At 61.5% G+C, this 21,769-nt stretch carries 6 protein-coding genes; all 6 read right to left on the reverse strand.

Translation table 11 applies throughout. The features are described from left to right. Positions 1 to 48 precede the first annotated feature (48 nt). The 6 genes from BW43_RS20855 to BW43_RS20830 all read right to left on the reverse strand — a co-directional run bounded on the left by BW43_RS20855 (position 49) and on the right by BW43_RS20830 (position 21,752). Positions 49 to 3,228: an amino acid adenylation domain-containing protein gene (locus BW43_RS20855; RefSeq protein WP_032885340.1), complete on the reverse strand. Its 3,180-nt coding sequence runs from the start codon at positions 3,226 to 3,228 to the stop codon at positions 49 to 51. Then, a complete protein-coding gene (locus BW43_RS20850; protein WP_081797624.1) occupies positions 3,225 to 13,427 on the reverse strand; it encodes a non-ribosomal peptide synthetase in 10,203 nt (3,400 codons plus the stop codon). The genes BW43_RS20855 and BW43_RS20850 overlap by 4 nt, the downstream gene beginning before the upstream one ends. A gap of 398 nt (positions 13,428 to 13,825) precedes the next feature. Then, on the reverse strand, positions 13,826 to 14,998 hold the full coding sequence (locus tag BW43_RS20845) for an MFS transporter (protein WP_032885341.1): 1,173 nt from the start codon (positions 14,996 to 14,998) through the stop codon (positions 13,826 to 13,828). 40 nt (positions 14,999 to 15,038) lie between these two features. Then, on the reverse strand, positions 15,039 to 16,394 hold the full coding sequence (locus BW43_RS20840) for an MATE family efflux transporter (protein ID WP_032885342.1): 1,356 nt from the start codon (positions 16,392 to 16,394) through the stop codon (positions 15,039 to 15,041). A gap of 203 nt (positions 16,395 to 16,597) precedes the next feature. Further along, positions 16,598 to 20,938, reverse strand: a complete 4,341-nt coding sequence (locus BW43_RS20835) for an AAA family ATPase (protein WP_032885343.1) — start codon at positions 20,936 to 20,938, stop codon at positions 16,598 to 16,600. Then, positions 20,916 to 21,752, reverse strand: a complete 837-nt coding sequence (locus tag BW43_RS20830) for a hypothetical protein (protein ID WP_032885344.1) — start codon at positions 21,750 to 21,752, stop codon at positions 20,916 to 20,918. Before BW43_RS20830 ends, BW43_RS20835 begins: the two co-directional genes overlap by 23 nt. Positions 21,753 to 21,769 lie beyond the last annotated feature (17 nt).

Raw genomic sequence — 21,769 nt, forward strand, 5'->3', positions numbered from 1 at the left:
TTCCCGCCATTAAACAACGGGGCTGATTGCCAGCCCCGTTTTACATCCCTACCCCTGCTCCTTGCTCGCCTGCAACTGCCTGGCCTTTTCCATAAGCGCCGCTTTCTCTTCAGGTGTCATTGCATCCATGCGCAAACGTGCCTGGGCGATTCTCTCCAACTGCCCAGCGACAGTTTCACGCTCGCGCAGCTCCCGCGCCAATGCCGCCACGCTTGGGTGATCAAACACCACACCGGGATGAATCTCGCATTGCAGCAGTTTGCGGATGCCTGCCACCAGCTTGATCACCAACAAGGAATGCCCGCCTGCGGCGAAAAAGTCCTCCTCGATGCTCAGCCGTTCCAACCCGACCAATTGGGCCATGCGCGTGGACAACAGGGTTTCAAGCGCATCCCGTGGCGCGACGTACACCGCCTGGGAAACCACAAGTTGAGCGTGCTGCAGCGCCTTGCGGTCAACCTTGCCGTTTGGCAGGCGCGGCATGCGTTCAAGGCTCACAATCTGGCGCGGCACCATGGCCGCCGGGAGATGCTGGGCCAGTTGGTTTTTCAATTGAGGCCCTACGTCCTCTGCCGTCGCCGCACGCATTACCACAAACGCTTGCGGCTCCTCTTGCACCAGCACCACCACGGCCTCACTGACCTCGGGCAAACGCAGCAACTGCGCCTCTATCTCGGCCAGCTCAATGCGGAAACCACGCACCTTGACCTGATGATCGCGACGGCCATACAGCTGCACGCCCCCCTCTACCCGATAACGGGCCAGGTCTCCCGTGCGGTAAAGGCGCGCGCCGTCCACCAGCGGGCTATGGATAAACGCGTCTGCATCCGCCTCGCCCTGCAAATAGCCTCGGCACAGCTGGTGGCCACCGATGAACAACTCACCGAGTTCACCCGTTGCCAGCAATTGCGCGTCGGCGCCCAGTACGAAGACTTGGTTTCCGGGAAGCACGTGGGTCAGCGGCACGCCATGGGACACGTCTTCCGCAGGCAGTAACGGATGCACCATCACACCCACTGTCGCTTCGGTGGGGCCGTAATGGTTGAACACGCGACAGTCGGGCCGCAGCTGGCGAATGCGCTGCACCAGGCTCGCGCCGATGGCTTCACCGCCCAGCACCAGCGTGTCAGGCAATACGGCGGTATCAGCCTCAAGCAAGGCGGCCAGGTGCGACGGCACGATTTTCAGGCAATCGATGCTGTTTTCCCGCAGGAACCCGGCGAAGCCCTGGGGATCTTGCAGGGTCGCATCGTCAGCTATATGCAAGGTCGCGCCGTTGTAGAGCGCGCCGAACAAGGCGGTGTTGCCCAGGTCCGCCGCTACCGTGGAACTAAAGGCAACGTGGCGGCAGGCGGACAGGCCCAGTTGCTGGCTGCTGCTCGCGGTGTAGTTGAGTAACGCGCCATGCTCGATCACCACGCCTTTGGGCTGGCCGGTGGAGCCGGAGGTGAACAGCACATAGGCGACGTCACGGGCCTGCACGGACACCGCCGGGGCCACCGTGGCATCCTGGGTTGATGCGCCCGGATTGAGCAGTTTGAACGCGGTCAGCGGGTCGTCCTGGCCTGGCGCGTGAGTCACCAGGATCAAGCTCGCGGCGGCGTGCCCTGCGATTTCAGCCTGGCGCGCCACTGGCCATTGCGGGTCCAGCGGCAGATAGGCTGCGCCCGCACGCCAGGTGGCAAGAATGGCGACGACCAGTTCCGCCGAGCGCGGCAGCGCCAGGCCCACGATCGACCCAGCGCCCACACCCTGGCGCAGTAATTCGGCACTCAAGCGCGCGGTGCGGGCGTCCAGTTCTGCGTAGCTAAGGGCCTGGCCCGCAGCGACCAACGCCACGGCGTCCGGCGTCTGATCAGCCCACGCAGCGATACGTTGCGGCAACAACTGCGGCGTTTGCATGATTTGCGCCGGCGGGTTCAGTGCCAGCAATCGGCTCTTTTCGTCGGCACCCAACAGGTTCAGGCGTGCAAGGGTTTCATCCGGTTTGTCGGCGATGCTGTGGAGCAACTCGCGGAGCTGGCCCAACAGCGTCTCGACGGCGGGCGCTGTATAGCGTGCGGGATTGAAGTCCAGTGACAAACATTGAGGTTCGCCAGACGCTGCGATTTCCAGCTGAAGGGCCAACTCGAATTCAGGCAGACGGGCCGGCAGGTCGCTGCCCACCCAAACCATCCCGGCCACTTCACGCGGTTCCGAAACCAACCGATTGCCAAAACCGACCGCAGGCGCGGCCTGTTGCGGGAACGACAACGGTGTCCAGTATTCCTGCCAGGTGCGGTGCTGATCCAACTGCGCGGCCAAGGTGGTCACCAGCTCACGGAAGGTGCTGGCCGGATCAATGCGAATCGCCAACGGCAGGGTTTTCTCGAACAGGCCCAGGCTGTGGCTGAAAAATTCATAGTCCAGGCGCGCATCATGCCGCCACCCCGCCAGGAATGACTCCCGGCCACTGATGCGCGCCAGCAGTACCCACCAGGCGGCGTGCATCAGCACGTCCAGCGGCAGCCCCGCCGTGCGCAGGCGAGCCAACAGCGATTGATCCAGTGGCACGCTCAAGCGTTCTGCTGGCAGGACTTCTGCGCACGTCAGGCGATAGGGCAAGTCTGGGCCGCTGAGCAGCCCCTCGTGCCCTTGCAGATACTGCTGCCAGTAAGCCTTGGCGGTGTCTGCGTCTTCGTCGAAGATCACCTCGCTGCGCCATTCCAGGTACTGGGAAAACTGCCCCGGCTCGTCCTCTTCAAACCCTTGCTGCCCATAAGCGGCCAACAACTCCTGCTGGATCAGGGCCAAGGTCCCGGCGTCGGCGGCGTAACGCGAAACGCCGATCAACAGTTGCCAGTGGTCCGTTTCCAGGCGCTGCAACAACGCGCCGATCAGCGGCTGTTGCTGCTGCAACCACTGCTGTTGGCGTGCAATCACCTGTTGGGGCGACGCCACGTCGAGCCACTGGGTCAAGCTCACCGCTTGAGCCGGCGCAACCCGCTGGCGCAATCCGTGATAACCACTGACGGGCGCAAACTGCGCACTCAATGCTTCGTGGCGCACCGCCAGGCTATCCAACGCGTGTTGCAGGCGCACCGGGTCCAGCTCGCCACGAATATCCAGTTTCAGGCAGTGGGTCAGATCCCCCCAGCTCGCCCCTTGTTGCCGTGCGTCCAGATGCTGTTGCTGCTCGACCAGCAACGCCAGTCCCGCGTCCACGGTTCCCTGTTGTGCAGTACTCATGCTCCGGCCTCTTCCTTTTCGGTCTCGCTATGCGCTAGGTGCAGCGCGCTGCGTTCAATCATTTCGCCCATTGCCACAACGATCTTGCGCGGTCCTTCGAAGGGATCACGTGCGTGGGCAGCCAGCATGTTGTCCAGCAGGATGACATCGCCCTTGTGCCAGTCGAATCGCACCGCGCAGGCTTCGTACAGCTCGCCCACCAAGGCCATGACTTCGTCTTCAATCGGCGAGCCATCGCCGTAGTACACGTGCCGAGGCATACGCTGCTCGCCGAACAGTGCCAGCAAGTCTTCGCGCACATCCGGGTCCAGGCAGAAGATGTGGTGCAACTGAACCTGGTTGAAGAAGGTTTTTTCCCCCGTCACCGGGTGCCGGATGATCGCCGGGCACGGGGTGCGGATTTGCAGTTCATCGTTGTCCAGCCAGGTCCACGCGATGCCCGCAGCCCGGCAACGCGCCTCGACGTCGGCACGCACGTCGGTCTTGAAGAAGTGCTGCCAGGAAACGTCGAGCTTGTCGGCAAAGGTGCGCACGTACAGCAACCCCTTGTCCTCGAAGCGCTCGCGGATCGCCGCCGGCAACTTGAGGTACATCTGCCGGCAGTCCACCACCGGTGTGGCGCCGCCGATTGGGGATGGCTGTTCGCAGAAGAACAGCTGCTTGCGCGGCCAGCGGTCCTGATGGGAGCTTTCGTTATGGAACAGGATCATTTTCTTTTCGGGGTACGGCGTGGACCGGTAGGTGTTCTTACCGCCCTCTTTTTTCGGCAAGTCGCCATATTGGCCATAGAGGCCCGGCTGTACAGCTTCAGCGAACGCTTCGAAGTCATGAATATCGCGCAGGGCAAATCCACGGAACAGAATCCCCGCATGGCGGGCCAGTTTTTCTTCCACCAGGGCGCGGTTGTCCTTGATCCAGGCCACCAGGTCCAGGCCCGGATCAGTGGGTTCCATCAGCAATGGAAAATCCTGCCCGGGTACCAGCAGCGATTCACGCATCAACGCGCCGGCAGGCCTGTCGGTGCGGCTCTGGGATTTTTTCAGGAACTTGCCCAGCTTGTCGGCCTTGATGGCTGGCGGTACGGGCGTCGTGGTTTGTTCCAAGGTGTTGGTAGGCATGGTGATATCCCCTAATTGAATGTTCGGATCACACACAATCTGTTCAAGAATTCCCGTCCAGGCGTTGACGAATGACTCGATGCGTTGGTGTTCAAACAGGTCGCTGGCGTACTGCCAGGTACCGTGCAGGCCGCCTGCATCCTCATCGATGAACAGGGCCATATCGAACTTGGAGTAACCGCCACGAGTGGGCAGTACCTCAACCTCGATCCCGTCCATCTGGCCACCCTGCACCGGCAGGTTGTTCATCACGAACAACACCTGCACCAGTGGGTTGAAACCCCGTTGGCGCGGGCGCGGCGAGGCCTCCACAATCATGTCGAAGGGCAGGTCCTGATGATCGAAAGCGTCCAGCGCGGTGCCTTGGGTGGCGGCCAGGAAAGCGCTGAACGGTTGCTGCGCCACGAAGGTCGAGCGCAGCGGCAGAATGTTCACGAAGAAACCGATCAGACCTTCCAGCTCAGGCTGCTGGCGCCCGGCAACGTCGGCACCGACCAGCACGTCATCGCTGCCGCTGAGGCGATGCAGCAGGATCTGGAACGCGGCCAGCATCGTGCTGTAAAGCGTCACACCGGCACGCGCCGACACCGCCTTGAGCCCTTCATGCAAGGCCACGGGCAGCGTGAAACCGAGGTCGCGACCTTCATGGGTCGGTGCCTGGGGACGCGGTTGGTCGGTGGGCAGTTGCAACACGCCGCTGTGACCGGCCAGTGCCTGTTCCCAGTAACGCGCCTGCGCGGCCAGCACGCCGGTGCGTTGCAGTTGCTGTTGCCAGAGGGCGTAATCGGAATACTGGATCGGCAGCGGCGGCAGCGGCTCAACGACCCCCGCCTTCGCCCGGCCATAGAAGCCCACCAGTTCATTGACCAGCACCGCCATGGACCAGCCATCAGAGATGATGTGGTGCATCGAATACAGCAACACATGTTCGGTGGGGCCCAGCTTGAGCACCTGTCCACGTAACAAAGGCGCGTGCAGCAGGCTGATGGATTGGCGGGTGTTCGCCTCAACGGCGACCGCGACCCGGCGCTGCTGTTCAGCGGGATCCAGGGACGACAGGTCCAGTAACGGCAAGTCGACCTCCACGTGCGCGGCGATGACGGCCTGCGGGTCACCCTCCTCGTCGGTGATGTAGGCCGTGCGCAGGGTTTCGTGGCGGGCAACCACCTGTGCCAGGCTGCTGACCAGTAGCGGCACCGACAACTCGCCGCGCAAGCGCACGGCCAGCGGCATGCCATAGGCGCCACTGGCCTGCGACAGCTGCTCCACTACCCATAGCCGGCGTTGCACCAGGGACAGTGCTGCGCTGGTTTTTTCGCCGTGAGCCACTAATGGGCTGCGCGCCGGCGACGTGTCCTGCCCGGTGCGGGTGGAGATCGCCGCGATAAAGTCTGCCAGTCGCGGCGCGCCAAACAGGTCACGCAGGGTCAGGTCGCAGGCCAACAGCGTCTTCAAGCGTGCGACCACTTGGGTGGCCAGTAGCGAATGCCCACCCAACTCAAAGAAGTGATCGTCCAGCCCGACCTGTTCCAGCCCCAGCACGTTTTGCCAAACCTCGGCGACCTGAATGTCCAGGGCCGTTCGGGGTGCCACATAGTGTTTTTGCCGTTGGCTGACATCCGGCTTTGGCAAGGCTTTACGGTCCAGTTTGCCGTTGGGGCTCAGGGGCAACACGTCGATCAGCATCAGGAAACTCGGCACCATGTAGTCCGGCAACGACTGACGCAACGCCGCCGTCAAGGCGTGCGCCTCCAGGGCATCCGACTGGGGCACGACATAGGCGACCAACTGCGCGCCGGTCGGCCCGTCCAGCGCAATCACCGCCGCTTCGCGCACCTGAGGCATGGCTTGCAGACAGGCTTCGATTTCACCCATCTCGATCCGGAACCCACGGATTTTCACTTGATGGTCAATGCGGCCCACGTACTCCAGGGCCGCGTTGTCGTTGTAGCGAGCCAAGTCGCCACTGCGGTAGAGCCGCGATCCCGGCACGCCGGAGAACGGGTCCGGCAAGAAGCGTTCGGCGGTCAGCGCCGGGCGATCGAAGTAGCCCTGGGCCAAGCCCGCCGCCGCACCGATGCACAGCTCACCGACGCCGCAGGTCGGCAGCAATTCAAACCCGCTGTCCAGCACGTACAGCGCGCGCCCGTCGATCGCCCGCCCGATCGGCATGCCGAAGGCGTCATTGGCATCTGCAAGCTGGCAGTCATGCACGCTGGAGACCACGGTGCCTTCGGTCGGGCCATAGGTGTTCACCAGACGAACGTCGCCCAACCCGGCCTCGTGCCAGGCACGTACGCCCTCCACGGCCATGGCTTCGCCGCCGACATGCACTTGGCGCAAGTTGCCCAGGGTGCGGCCATCGACGGCGCACTCCTTGGCCAGCAAGTACCAATAGGCCGCGGGCAAGTCGGCCAGGGTCACGCCCTGCTCGACGATTTGCTGCGCCAGCAACCCGGCGTCCCACAGCTCATCGCCGCGCATGATCAGCGCCGCGCCGATGCACAGCGGCGGGTAGCATTGCTCGACAAACCCGTCGAAGCTGAACGTCGCAAATTGCAGCACGCGGTCGGCAGGCGTCAGCGCACTGTAATCGGCCGCTGTGTCGCAGAACTGGTCGAGTGCAGCATGGTCGATGGCCACCCCCTTGGGTTGGCCGGTGGAGCCTGAGGTGTAGATCACATAAGCGAGGTCGGCGGCAGCGGCGTGGTTCGGTGGATTGGTCAACGGGTAGCCCGCCAGCTCTTCACCCTGCGCGCTGAACTCCACACGTTTGAGCCCATGGGGCAATGGCAGATCAGCCAGCAAGCCGGTCTCGCTGAGCAACAGGTTCAGACGGCTGTCTGCCAACATGTAGCTCAGGCGCTCGGCTGGGTAGTTGGGGTCCAGCGGTACGTAGGCCGCGCCACTTTTGAGGACGGCCAGCAGGCTGACGATCAACTGCGGGCCACGCCGGGAAACCAGGCCTACCCGTTGGCCCGGGCCGACACCCTGCTCCAGCAGGCGGTGAGCCAGACGGTTAGCCCGCTGATTGAGCTGGGCGTAACTCAGGCGTTCACTGCCTGCCTGAACCGCCAACGCATCAGGGGTGGCTTGGGCTTGGGTGGCGATGCGTTCATGCACACGCATTGGCCGCGGCGCAGTACCAGGGGATTGGCTGATGGCGAGCAGAGAGGCTTGCGTGCTGTTGTCCAGCAGTTGCAGGGTGCCGAGTGGCGCGTGGATATCCGCCACCCATTGCGCCAGCAGGTGCTGCAGGTTGGCGCTCAATTGCGCGACGTGTTGCTCGGTGAACCGCGCCCGGTCGTAGCTGAACTCCAGGCGCAAGCCGGTCCCCAGCTCGATGCCCAGGGTCAACGGGTAGTGGGTGCGCTCATGGTTGTGCATCTTGCCGAAGGTAAGGCCCGCTGGCGCGCCTTGCTTGAGCGCTTCGGCTACCGGGAAGTTTTCAAACACCAGCAAGGTGTCGAACAGTGCGGCACCTTGTTGTCCGGCCCAGCCCTGGATGTCGTAAAGCGGTACATGTTCATGGTCGCGCAGGCTGAGGTTCAGCGCTTGCAGCTCCGCGAGCCACGTGGCGGCGGACTGGGCCGGCGAGGCCGCGCTGATGATTGGCAACGTGTTGATAAACAGGCCCAGTTGCTGCTCGATACCCGGCAACGGCGCCGAACGCCCGGCAACAGTGGCACCGAAAGCCACGCAATCCTGGCCGGTGTAGCGTTGCAGCAAGAGGCTCCAGGCGCCTTGCAGCAGGGTGTTGAGGGTGATTTTGTGCTGGCGCGCGCAATCGCCGAGCGCGCGGGTGAATTGGCTGTCCAGGGTGGTGTGATGGTCGGCCATGCCCGCCCCTTCGACCGGCACGCGCAGTGCTTCAGCCAGCAGGGTTGGGGCTTGCAACGGTGCCAGGGCTTCGCGCCAGAACACTTCGCCCGAGGCTTGCTGCTGCAGCCAACCCAAATAATCGCGGAACTGCCCCAACGGTGCGGGCAAAACGTGGCCTGCGTAGTCGGCAATGACTTCGCCGAGCAACTGGGCGTTGCTCCAGCCATCCATGAGGATGTGATGGCTGGTGAAAATCATGTGCCAGCCCGTACCGGCACCGCGCACCAACATCAGGCGAAACAGGGGCGCCGCGTTCAACTCAAAACCGCGCTGACGCTCGGCGTCGGCCAAGGTGTCGAGGTCAGCATGCGGGTCTTCGATCACGTGCAGCTGCAAATCGACCTGGCGCTGGATCACTTGATGGGCGCTGTCCAGGCCGAGCCAGTGGAAGCTGCTGCGCAAAATGTCATGCCGATCCAGCGCCGCCTGCCAGGCACGACCAAAGCTCAGCAGATCGAGGCCTTCAATGTCCACGCGCAACTGGTTGATATAGGCCTGGACTTCAGGCTCGTACAGGGTGTGGAACAGCATGCCTTGCTGCATGGGCGACAGCGGGTAGATATCGGCGATGGCCGGGCCGTCCACGGGCAAATCATCCAATTGCTGTTGGGTCAGGGTTGCCAGCGCAAAGTCCGACGGCGTCACCTGCCCGGCGGGCGTATCGCAGCAGTGCTGGATCAAGGCGTTGAGTTCGGCGGTGTAATCATCCGCCAGGCGCTGGATGGTCGACGCCTGGAACATCTCGCGGCTGAACCCCCATTGCAGCGCCAGTTCGCCGCCATACACCTGCCCTTCCACCGTCAGCCAGTTGGCCAATGGCGCTTCGGGGTCTTGGGCCTGGCCGCTGCCTTGGGTGGCGGGCACGAACAATGCGGACTCATCGAACTGGCGATCGAACTGGCCGAGGTAGTTGAACGTGATGCGCGGCGCGGCCAGGCCCGCAAGGGCTTCACGCACGTGAGGCGCAGCCAGGTAGCGCAGCAAGCCGTAGCCCAGCCCCTTGTCGGGCACGGCACGCAGTTGCTCCTTGACCGACTTGATCGAGGTCGACAGCTCGCCGTCCGCCTGCAGACGTACAGGGAACAGGCTGGTAAACCAGCCAACAGTGCGGGTGAGGTCGACGGCGTCGAACAGATCTTCGCGACCGTGGCCTTCCAGTTGGATCAGCGCCGCAGCCTGCCCGCTCCACCGGCTGACTACCCGCGCCAACGCCGTCAGCAACAGGTCGTTGACCTGAGTGCGATAAGCCGCTGGCGCGTCTTGCAGCAACTGGCGGGTTTGCTCGGCGTTGAGGCGGGTTTCAAGCTTACAGCCCAAGCGGTTTTGCAGCCCGCCGTGGGGGTTGTCGCACGGCAGCTCGGCGTCGACGGACTGCGCCTGCCAGTAAGGCAGTTGTTCGCTGAGGGTTTGCGCGTGGGTGTGCAGTTGGTTCGCCCAGGTTTGGTAGGCACTGGTCTTGGCCGGCAAGGATGCCTGGCGGTAAGCCTGTTGCAGGTCTTCCAGCAGGATGCGCCATGAAACCCCATCCACCACCAGGTGATGCACCACCAACAGCAAGCGCTGGGTGCCATCGGCCATGGAGACGAGGGCGGCGCGCAGCAGCGGGCCTTGCGTCAGGTCGAGGCTGCGCTGGGCTTCGTCGCATAGCGCGGCCAGTTGCGTATCGTCGGCGGCATGGGAGTGCCACAGCGCAGGCTCGTCGACGGGCGCAGCGTGGGTTTGCTGCCAGCCGTCGGGACGCTGCACAAAACGCAGGCTCAGGGCGTCGTGGTGGTTAATCAACTGCGTCAGCGCCGCTTCCAGGCGCACCGGGTCCAGGGCCTCGCGCGGGGTCAACAACAAGGATTGGTTCCAGTGGTGACGTGCCGGGATGGCCTGGGCGAAAAAGCTGTGCTGTACCGGCGTCAGCAGCACCTCGCCGCTGACCGGGCCTTGGTCGATAACGCTGGCCTGCTCAAAGGTGGCGACGAGGGCCAGGCTGCGCACGCTCTGGTACTGGAACAGGTCGCGCGGGCTGAGGCGAATCCCCGCCTGGCGCGCACGGCTGACCACTTGGATGGAGATGATCGAATCACCACCCAACTCGAAAAAGTTGTCTTCCAGGCCGACCTGCTCGACGCCGAGTACGTCGCTCCAAATCGCTGCCAGGGCTTGTTGCAGTGGGTTTTGCGGTGCGCTGTAGGCTTGTTGCGGCGCGGCATCCGGCAGCGGCAGCGCTTTGCGGTCGAGCTTGCCGTTGGCGGTCACCGGCAGCTTGGCCAGGTGCACCATGTGGGTGGGCACCATGTATTCCGGCAGGCTGCTGAGCAGCCAAGCCTTGAGGTCGGTCGGCGCCTCGCCTTCCAGCACCAGGTAGGCCACCAATTGCTTGCCGCCCTGCACCAGCACCACCGCCTCACGCACGCCTGGGTGTTGCATCAGGCGCGTCTCGATTTCTCCCAACTCGATGCGCAGGCCGCGCAGCTTGACCTGATGGTCGAGCCGACCAAGGTAGTCGATCACGCCATCCTCACGCTGGCGCACGCGGTCACCCGTACGGTACAGACGCGCACCGTCACCGAAAGGGCTGGGCACGAAACGCTCGGCGGTGAGTGCCGGGCGACGGTGGTAACTGCGGGCCAGGCCGGTGCCGCCCAGGTACAGCTCGCCGGACACGCCGGCGGGCACCGGGTTGAGCTGCGCGTCGAGCACATAGGTGCCAAGGTTGGCGATGGGGCGGCCAATGGGCACGGCGTCACGGCCTTCGTCGACGCAGGTCCAGTGGGTCACGTCGATGGCCGCTTCGGTCGGGCCATAGAGGTTGAACAACCCTGCCTGGGGCAGCTTGGCGAAGACTTGCAGTTGCGCATCCAGTGGCAAGGCTTCGCCGCTGCACACGATGCGCTTGAGGCTGGTGCAGCCCTGTACGCCCGGCTCATGGACGAACGCCTGGAGCATGGACGGTACGAAGTGCAAGGTGGTGATGCCGTGCTGGCCGATGGTCTCGATCAGACGCGCCGGCTCGCGGTGTTCGCCAGGGGCCGCGACCACCAGGCGCGCGCCGGTCATCAGCGGCCAGAAGAATTCCCACACCGAGACGTCAAAGCTGAACGGGGTTTTTTGCAGTACCGTATCGCTGGCGTCCAGGCCGTAGGCTTGCTGCATCCAGCACAAACGGTTGACCAGCGCGCGGTGGCTGTTACCGGCGCCCTTGGGCTTGCCGGTGGAACCGGAGGTGTAGATCACATAGGCCAGGTTCAGCCCATGGATGCCTACGGCGGGCGATGCGCTGCTGTATCCGTCAAGCCAGCCAGGCGCCTGGTCCAAGGTGATCACCTGGATGCCCTCGGTGGGCAGCGACGGTACCAGGCTGTGCTGGCTGAGCAGCAGTTGGATGCCGCTGTCTTCGATCATGTAGGCCAGGCGTTCCTGGGGGTATTCAGGGTCAAGCGGGACGTAAGCGCCGCCGGCCTTGAGAATGGCCAGCAGGCCAACGACCATTTCCACGGAGCGCTCGACGCAGATCCCCACCAATGCATCGGGACCAACGCCCTGTTCGCGTAAGGCGTGAGCCAACTGGTTGGCACGGGCATCGAGATGGGCGTAGGTCAGCGTTTGGGCACCAAACACCAGAGCCGGAGCGTGGGGTGTGGCCTGGACCTGGTCTTCGATCAGTTGATGAATGCCACGCTCAGTCGGATATGCCTCTGCGGTTTGATTCCAGGCCTCAACCAGCACCTGCTGCTCCTGGGTAGCCAGCATCAGCAACTCGCCGACGCGCTGCTCGCCATCGGCAACCATGGCCTGCAACAGGCTGATCCAGTGCCGGGCCATACGCGCGATGGACGGCGCGTCAAACAGGTCGTTGGCGTACGTCAGCGCGGCGTGCAGGGTGCCGGATTTTTCATACGTGTCGAGGGTCAGGTCGAACTGGGTGGTACGGCCTTGCCACTCCACCAACGCCAGCTCCAGGCCGGAGGCGGTACTGACCGATGCAATATCGGCCACCACCGGCTGGTGGTTGTACATCACTTGGAACAGCGGCGTATGGCTGAGGCTGCGCTCGACTTTCAGGGCTTCCACCAGACGCTCGAACGGCAGTTCCTGATGGGCCTGGGCGCCGAGGGCGTGCTCTTTGATGCCTTGCAGCAGCTCAGCAACACGGGTTTGCCCGGTCAGCTCGGTACGCAACACCTGGGTGTTGACAAAAAACCCGATCAGCCCTTCGACTTCACTGCGGTTACGGTTGGCAATCGGCACGCCGACGCGGATATCGCCCTGGCCGGTGTAGCGGTGCAGCAGCACATTAAAGGCACCGAGCAACAGCATGAACAGCGTGACGTTGTGCTTTTGCGCACAGGCGCGCAGTTGCGCCGCCAGTGCCGGCTCAATCGCGAAGTTATGGCGGGTGCCCTGATAGCTGGGCATGGCCGGGCGCGGACGGTCCGTCGGCAGTTCCAGCACCGGGTGCTCATCGCCCAGGCGCGCCTGCCAGTACTCCAATTGACGGGCCTGCTCCCCCGCTTCCAACCAGCGGCGTTGCCACAGGGCGTAGTCGCTGTATTGGATCGGCAGCGCCGGCAATTGCGGTGCCTCGTTGCGCTCATGGGCGTCGTAAAAGCGGATGAACTCGTCGATCAGCACATTCATCGACCAACCGTCGGAGACGATGTGGTGCAGGGTCAGCAGCAGGACATGCTCCTGGGCGCCAAGCTTGAGCAATTGCACACGCAGCAGCGGGCCGTGCTCCAGGTCGAATGGCAGCAGCGACTGGCGGGTGGCTGCGTCATTCACTGCCTGCTCGCGTTCCGCCGGGGCCAGGTCAGTCAGGTCGAGTTGCTCAACGGCCAATGAGGGTTGAACGGCGACTTGCAACAGGCGCTCATCGGCCTGGCGCTGGAACACCGTACGCAGGGTCTCGTGACGCGCCACCAGGCTGGCGAATGCCTGCTCCATCGCGCTTAAGCTCAGCGTTCCCTTGAGTCTCACCGCCCCCGGCAGGTTGTAAGCGCCGCTGGCCGGGTCCAATTGCCACAGGAACCACATGCGTTGCTGTGCGTAAGACAGTGCCTGACGGTCCTCCACCTCCACCCCGGCTGGAATCGGAAACCGGGAGAAATCCACCCCTTCTTTCTGCAGTGCTTGCAGGAACAGCTGGCGTTTTTCCAGGGGCAACCCGATAAACCGGCGAGCAAGTTTCAAGGAGTCTTCAGCATTCATTTGTTGGAGTCCGGAGCAATAGGCAGGAAGCACAAAGGCACGTCGTCCCTATAAAACGAACCGGAGAGGGAAAAATTAGCGGCGGGTGGAGGGGTTGGAGCGAGGGGTCATCAAGGGTTACGTCAATCCCGGGAAACCCGTGCAAAAGCGAGAATGATCACGTTGCACAGGCCCGGCCCCGGCAATGCACTGAAGCACTGCATTCGGCGCCGAATCATCGAGCCATTGCGTTCAGGAGAACTGATTACGTGAACGACCAACTCAAACGAAAAGCCTGAATCGGCTCCATAGAGGCCTGCCTCGAAGGTAACTTCCTGTTCGGCAAAATCCTGTTCATCAAGGCGCTGAACGCATTCCTGCAACATCACAACGCAGAGGCATGCCCAGCGATGGGTTGGTTAACCCAACCGCCGGTACCCCAACACCGCCGAGCCCAACACCACCGCGCCCGCCGCCAACGCCACCCAGAACCCGCTGGCGGCGCCAAAGTGGTCGATCATCCAACCGGAACTGGCGGCACCAATGGCCACGCCGATGCTCAGGCCGGTGATCAGCCACGTCATGCCTTCGGTCAGGCGGCTGGCGGGGACGATCCGCTCCACCAGCGCCATAGACACGATCAGGGTCGGGGCAAAGAACAGGCCGGAGATAAAGATCGCCACCGCCAGGCCTGGAATGTTGGTGACCAGCAGCAACGGCAAGGTGGTCAACGCCGTGGCCACGCCGCAGAACAGAAACTGGCGCGGCAGCGGCGCCTTGAGCTTGAGAGTGCCAAAGGCGAGTCCCGCCAGGCATGAACCGATGGCGTACACCGACAGCACAATACTCGCCGCCGCCGGCTGACCCTGGTGTTGGGCAAACGCCACGCTGACCACATCCACCACACCCACGATCACCCCCATGGCCAGCAAGAGGATCATCAGGATCAATACCGACGGTGACGCGATCAGCCAGCCGGCATGGTGATCGTGGTGCTCATGCACCGGGGGTTCGGTCGCTCGTTGCAGGACGAACGTGGTGACGCCCACCGCCAGCAACAACGCGGCCACCAGCGGCCCGGCTTCGGGGAATAGCACCACACTCAAGCCCACCGAAATCGGCGGGCCGACGATAAAGCACACCTCATCCAGCACCGACTCCAGGGCAAAGGCGGTTTGCAGCTTGGGCTGACCTCGGTACAACTCGGTCCAACGGGCCCGCACCATCGCCGACATGTTCGGCATGCAACCGGCCAAGGCGGCAGACAGGAACAGCGTCCAGGTCGGCGCCTGCAACCGCGTGCACAGCAACAGCATCAGCAGCGCCCCGCCACCGATCAACGCGGCAATCGGCAGCACCCGGCCTTGGCTGTAGCGGTCCACCAGCCGTGATACCTGTGGCGCGCAAATCGCCGTAGCCAACGCGAATACCGCCGCCACCGAGCCTGCCAGGCCGTAGCCGCCATGCACCTGGGAAAGCATGGTGATAATGCCGATACCGGTCATGGACACCGGCATACGCGCCAGCATGCCGGCCAATACAAAAGCCCGGGCGCCAGGGACTTGAAATAACTCGGCGTAGGGGTTTGCCATGACTTAAACGCCTTCTGTCCTTAAATTGCGCATCCTTTTATCACACCAACCGCTTGATCTGTTTATGCCGCCACACCAACCGGTAATACGCGGTCTGCAACCCCAGCATCGCCAGGTACGTCACCGGAAACGCCATCCAAACGCCTTCCAGGCCGAAGTGCGCATTCAGCAGGTATGCCATCGGCAGCTCCACACACAGCACGCAGAAGATCGAGATCGCCACCGGCATCAGCACCACGCCGCTGGCACGCATGATCCCGCCGATCACGGCCTGGAAGCCGAACACGAGGATGCTCCACAACATGATGTGCAGCAGGTGCTCGGCATTCACGCGTGCGGCGTCATCGGTGATGAACAGCCCGAGCAACCAGTGGGATAACAAGTAGCCCAGCACGATCAGACCACCGGTGAGACAGGTGTTGATCAGCAACCCGGTACGCAGAATCGGCCCGATGCGCTCCAGGCGCCCGGCACCAATGGCCTGGGCGCCGAGGATCGAGGCGGTGATGGCAATCGACAGGGCCGGAAATTGCACGTAGTTGACGATCTGCGTCACCGCCCCATAGGCCGCCGTGGCCTGGGAACCATGGCTATTGACCAACGCCAGGATGACCAGCTCCGAGAGCGACAGCACCACCATCTGCAAGCCGGTGGGCAGGCCGATACGCAGGACTTTACCGAGGATGACGCGGTCCAGGCGCAAGGCCGCGAGCAGTTCGCGATCCGGCGCCATCACGTGGTTTTTATGGCGCAGGCGCAGGACCAGAAACAGCATCGCCGAGGCATTCCCCACCAGGCCCGCGTACACCGCGCTCTGGATGCCCAAGGGCGGCAGGCCGATCCAGCCGCGAATCAACGCCGGGGTCAGCAACAGGCCGACCAGGGTCGAGACCATCAACGCGAGCAAGGGCGAAATCGTATCGCTGACGCCCCGCAGCAATTGGGTGTAAAGGATGAACACCAGTAACAGCGGCATGATCAGCATCATCATCTGGGCATAGCCGACTGCGTCGTCGAGCACGTCAACCGGCGTGCCCAATGCCTGCAACGCCGGGCGCGCAAACAGACTGCCCAACACCGCCGCGATCAAGCCCACCAACGCGCCAAGGGTCAGCGTCGCGCCGGTAATCGACTTGACCATCGCGGTTTCCTGGGCACCCCAGGCCTGCCCGATCAACACCGACGCACCCGCCCCCAGGCCGATCACCAGTGCGATAAAGAAAAACACGATGGGAAACATCCCCGACACCGCCGCCAGGGCCTGAGTGCCGAGCATCTGCCCGACATAAATGCCGTTGAGCGTGCCGGAAAAACTCTGCAGGAAGTTGGACAGCACCATCGGTGCCAGAAAGATCAGATAGACCTGCCACAGCGGGCGTTGCAAAGGGCTTTGCATGAGAAACGGGGCCTCGAAGAACTAAAGCGTCCGAGGTTTATACCGCATGTGGATCCAATGTTCCTGCGGTTTATCAGGGCAAGGGTTCGAACATCAGGCGGCACTCGCTTAGAATTTGGCTGCCCATTCAAGCCACTCCCCTCTGCCCCGTGGGGAAGAGAGAAGTGACAGGGATCACGTCGGATCAGCCTCGAGCAGACTGGCTAGATTTCAACATTGATCATCACCATTCCCCGCTGTGTCGCCACTACTAAACGTTCGCCCCCCAAGAAAGTCAGGGCTCGAACCTGCGCAGCAACGTTCACCTGCAATAGTGCATTCAATTCGGCATCCCAAAACCTGACGACACCATCATCCCCTCCCGACGCCAAAAGCAATTGTGGCCTTTCATCGCAAAACGCCAGGGCAGTCACATCACCCTTGAGGTGAGTGTCATGACGTACGGCGAATCTTTCCAGCGATGGCACATGCCACATCGCAATCTGACCTTCATCAGTGCCTGCCGCCAAAAACTCTCCATCCGCGCTTTGCGTAATCGATAGAACTTGGGCGATATAACTACCGGGAATACGCAGTGTCCTGAACACTTCAGGATCCAGCGCGTGATGCCTCACCGGCGGGTACTGCGCGATCATGACTTTGGAGTATTTACTGGCAAATACGATCCGCGTAGCCGCTTCCTGTGAATGACAAGCCAGGCTCTGCAATGGCTTATCCTCCTCGCCTCCCGTGAGCTGATAACTCCACTTTGTACGAGTCGGATTTGTGAAGGTATTTAACTCAATACCGGTACGCAAATTCCAGGCACGAATCGCGTTGACCTGTCCCTCCCGGACAGACGCAAAGGCTACAGGCTCGCCGTCGTGCCATACGACATCCAGCTTGATCACCTGATCCCCTGCCTCAATAATCTTGTCTGGGACAGGCTCGCCGCCGACACCCACGAGAAAGATGCTGCCCTCTGATGCCACAACCAACGTGAGCCTTCCCGCATCCACATAGCCTGATAACGAGCGGATCCGGTGCGGCACATTCAGTTTTCGCTGCCAGGTCTGCTGTCCAGTCGCAGAGTCCACGCCGACTAGAACGCCGTGCGTAGTGCCGCCGTAAATTGATGCCGCACACCGCTCATCGACGTACATGCAATTGATGTTATCCGGAGAAAAGTCGAGCTCCTTGGTCCCCCCTCCAAGTTGGGGCGTGCTGCTCAGTGTCCAAATATTCACCGAGCCTACGGATGCGCTGATCACACAAGGAGTTCCATCGATCGTGAACGTGTCAGACCAAAATTCGTCAAGGGCGCAACCGTCCATGCGAAATGCAGGCTCCAGCGATATGGCGCTTGCCGAGGCGTCTTCCAGGTCCAGGCTAAACCGTTCAAAGAACCCCGCCCGCCGGACCTGAATGGTTACCGGCATATCCTCACCCTGCAACCACGCGTCATCGACGACCTCGCTCGCGAAATAGAGCGGCGTGAGTCGTTCGCTATCGGCTCTCCATACGCTGTAAGGGCGCAAGCTATCGACTGTGACGGCGTAGGTGATTCCGGCGATCTGCCTCAAATGGATAGACTCGACAACTCCACTATCAATGGTTGCGGGCGTCTCCCATAACACATCGAGATCCATCGACCAAAGGCACAGGCTTGGCGCACATCTGGCCGCATCAAAATGCGTATCTCCACCCGACAGAATTCTCATGCCAGCGGGAGATTTGAATGCGACAAGTTGATAAATAGTTGCGAGCGAGGCGCGCGTTTTGTATCGAACCAAACTGAAGTCAGCAAGATCCCAAAGGTACAGATCGTTTTCGCAAACGGCTCTTTTCGGCCATCTTCCCGGGGACTGCTTACCTTCATTGGCACTGACACAAAAGTAGCGGCCCTCTTGCTCAATAATCGTGAGCGCGGTGATTTCCCCGGTGTGGGCTGTGGCCGGCATCAATGCAAATCGATCCTGTTGATGCCTAAGGTTAGTGGCCCCCAGTTGTTCCCCCCAACTTGCGACCAACACCTCGCCATCAGGCGTGTGGGTGAGCGCCAGGCGAGTCACTTCCTGATCGCGCAAGGGTGCCCAACTGGCCAATTTGTGGCCATCATTGAGCCTGAACACTTCAATCAGTCCATCTGCACGCCCGACTAAAGCGACCGGCGTGTCAGGGTTCCATAAACCCGTGTTCAACGCCGTCACTCTAGAGTCACGGGCGTCTATCAAACCGCTGTTTTTTGGACGGTTCCAGGCCGCCCAGACAGGCGTCCACTGACTGCGTAACCCATTGGGAGCGCTTGGCGCCAAGCGCGGCAAAGCCCTTTGCATGAGGGCAAGAGCCAGATAGGGCCTGCGTTCTGGCTCAGGGAGTTCCCGCAAAGTGCCAAAAAGGCTCAGGTATGTCTGCTCCAGGGAGTAACTCGATGCCGAACGTAGCGTGAGGTGACTGCGCAGAATCTCGGGATCGCTGGCCAACAGAAATTCGGGATCGGTGATTAACTCATCAAGCACACCAGCCTTGGCAGCAAAGGAGGAACCATGGCGTTTGAGATAGGGATGGGCGTTGGCCCACATGCGTTTTCCACTGCTGTCGACCGGCACAGCGGCGAATAACGCGTCCCACAATAGGCGGTAAACGGACGGCTGCTTGCCGACGATCTCACGCAGTTGTTCGGCAAGCTGCTCGTGGTACAGGCGATACACCGAACGCCCGCTTTCGATGGACTCAACAACGAAGGGGGCGGCAAAGTCCCTGACCTGAATGATGTCTTCATCCGTTATGACGCGATTGCTCAATGCACTGGCAGCAGCAGGCCACAACTCGGCCCAGGGCAGGCCCTCCCCTTGAGCGAACGCCAACGCGCTCAAAACCGTGTAAACCGTGGCCGAATCCAAGCCAGCAGCGCGTTTGTCCAGCGATGCCAGGTACTGCTTGAACGCTTGCATAAGGCCCGTGGGCAGTTGAACTATCCAGTCTGGCTGCGAAGTGTCGACTGCTTCCCCAATGTTCAACAAGGCAAGCACCACCGTATGGGCTACCAGGTAGACATGCCCTGCACGTGAGGCAACCGCCAGGGCAACCTCTCTGGCCAACTCCGGCTGTTCTCGGTAAGGCGAGTAACGCTCCGGTTCCTCATCGGCCCTGAGCCGTCGCTCGACGTACAAGGCAACGTCGCCGGACTCAAGATGGCACGCCTGGTCAAGATTGATCTCAAGGGTGTTAGCGCCCAGGGCCTGAAAGCGCTGCTCGCTTGCCGTTGCGTCAGGGCGTGTGCCGACCAACAGAAATACATGCTTGAGTTTGGACAGAGGCAAGAGCAATTGGCGTATGACGTCCTGACTGTCATCGGCCTCGTCAAGCGCGTCAATAACAATGACCGTCTTTCTCTGGCGCTTAGCCAACGAGTCCAGTACTGACGCAACGTCACGCTCGGAAAGACTGAACCCAAGCGCTATCTGCTCAACGATTTCGGCCAGGACTTTGTACCGAGCATGCACCGCCACATCGACGATACCCTGAGGTACGTGAGCATAGAGATGCCCTTCTAACGCTTGCCTTTGTACATCCTGCGCGTCGCGCGGGGCAGCAGACAAGGTCACGACACGGCCCAATAAAGCGGACTTACCGGTTCCTGCGCCGCCGGTCACCACCAGGACGCGTCCTTGCTCATCCGGCAATGCCAGCCAGTCGCCTATCTGCTGCAGTGCCTTGGTTCGACCCGTGAAATAATTACCGGAAGCGCCCAGTTCTACACCGCGCGCTTTAGGCGACCAATGCAGATCGAACACCCGCTGACTGGCCAGATCAAGTCCTGTTTTGAGATTCGGTCGATGGCGGGGGTTAGGGAACAGCAGGCAGATACCGTCTGAATGGATGGAAGAAAACTGTGCCTGCTGCTTGGGAAAGTTAACCCGCAAGTACTGTTTAACCGTCTCCATCACCTCCTCCATCGCCAGGTAAGGCTGGTTGGCCCCACCCAATCGACAGTCAGGATTACTCAGCGCCAACGCCAACGCCGCGCTTAAGGCTCCTTCATCGGCCTGCTCACTATGACGTGCCGCTGCAATCACGTAGGCCGATGTCTGGACAGGAAGTGTATTTGCCAACTTCGCGGCGATTTTTAAGAAATCGCCGGCGCCGGCACCCGCGTGACACACGTCCAATATCAACAACACTTGTTCAGCATTGGCCCTGACCATGACTCGTGCGATGTCGTCAATGGAGATGGCGGTCCGATCAAACTCAGCGCATGCTAGCGCGGTGTCATGGGTCAACAGATAAAAGCGATCCGTCCGTTCACCATGGCCGGTGTAATAGATCACCAGCAAATCATTCTCGTCGCAGCTGGCACAAGCGTCGGCGACCCATGCCTCCATCTGCACCCGCGAAGGCGACACTCCGGTTTCGATCAACTGGTAATTCAGTGATGAAAAGGCAGCTTTTACCGTGTCCAACTCATCGGGCACGCGTGAAAGCTGCCCGTGGTATAGAAAGTCACTGGTGCCCGTCGCCATTAAACGTCGACGGTAGTGATCAGAAGGCGGCAGCAATGGCATGACCTACCTCCCGCGTCGTCAAGTAGCGACAAGCATCGTGTGCTTTGGCGCCGTTACTGATACTGAGATCAACGATGGTTGGCATGAACAACGGTTCAAGTGCCTTGGTCAGCGCAACGATATCGTCGCCTGAGGAAATATTCGTCCAACACTCCACACCCGCCGGCCAATGCCCCTTTCCCTCGGTTGGAGTCGGCTCCAGCGCGTCAAAGATCAGGTTTCGCACGCCCAGCGGCGACCCCAGCGTAATCAAGTGAGTAACTGGCCACTGGGGGTTGGCACACAGGGCCTCGTAGGCAACGACCGAACCGAGTGAATGGGCCACGATCACACGAGTGTCATCGGTGATCAGTTTCGCAATACTGGCCTGTGCTTTAGCCCGAACGACATGATCATGAAAATAGCGAAATACCTGTCTGAGATCGCTGAACATCAGGCTTTCCAGAATACCGCTGAAGTAGCTCGCATTCGTCAAGGCGCTCAGCGCTTTGTGTGCCCCGGCCATGACCCAGGACTTTGTCGCCTCATCGGGGGCGCGAACGTTTGGATACGTCCGCGCGGCCTCTTCCCACCACATCTGAAGTAACTGCGCCTCCCATTCACTCGCATCGGAGACGTCATGCACCGAGCCTGCCGACTTGCCCGTCGGGCGGAATAGATCGCCATAAAAGGCACAGTCAAACGAGACGTCCTCAGGCAGATGATGCCCAGCCAACGTCACTCCATCCTTCAGTGCCGGCAGCCATTTTTCACGCAGCGAATTGGCGCCACCAAATTGATGACCAATGCCATGCACCCCAATAATTTTCGTCATCTCTTTATGCGTCCAAT

The sequence above is a fragment of the Pseudomonas sp. RIT357 genome (assembly GCF_000632245.1).
GTDB lineage: Bacteria > Pseudomonadota > Gammaproteobacteria > Pseudomonadales > Pseudomonadaceae > Aquipseudomonas > Aquipseudomonas sivasensis.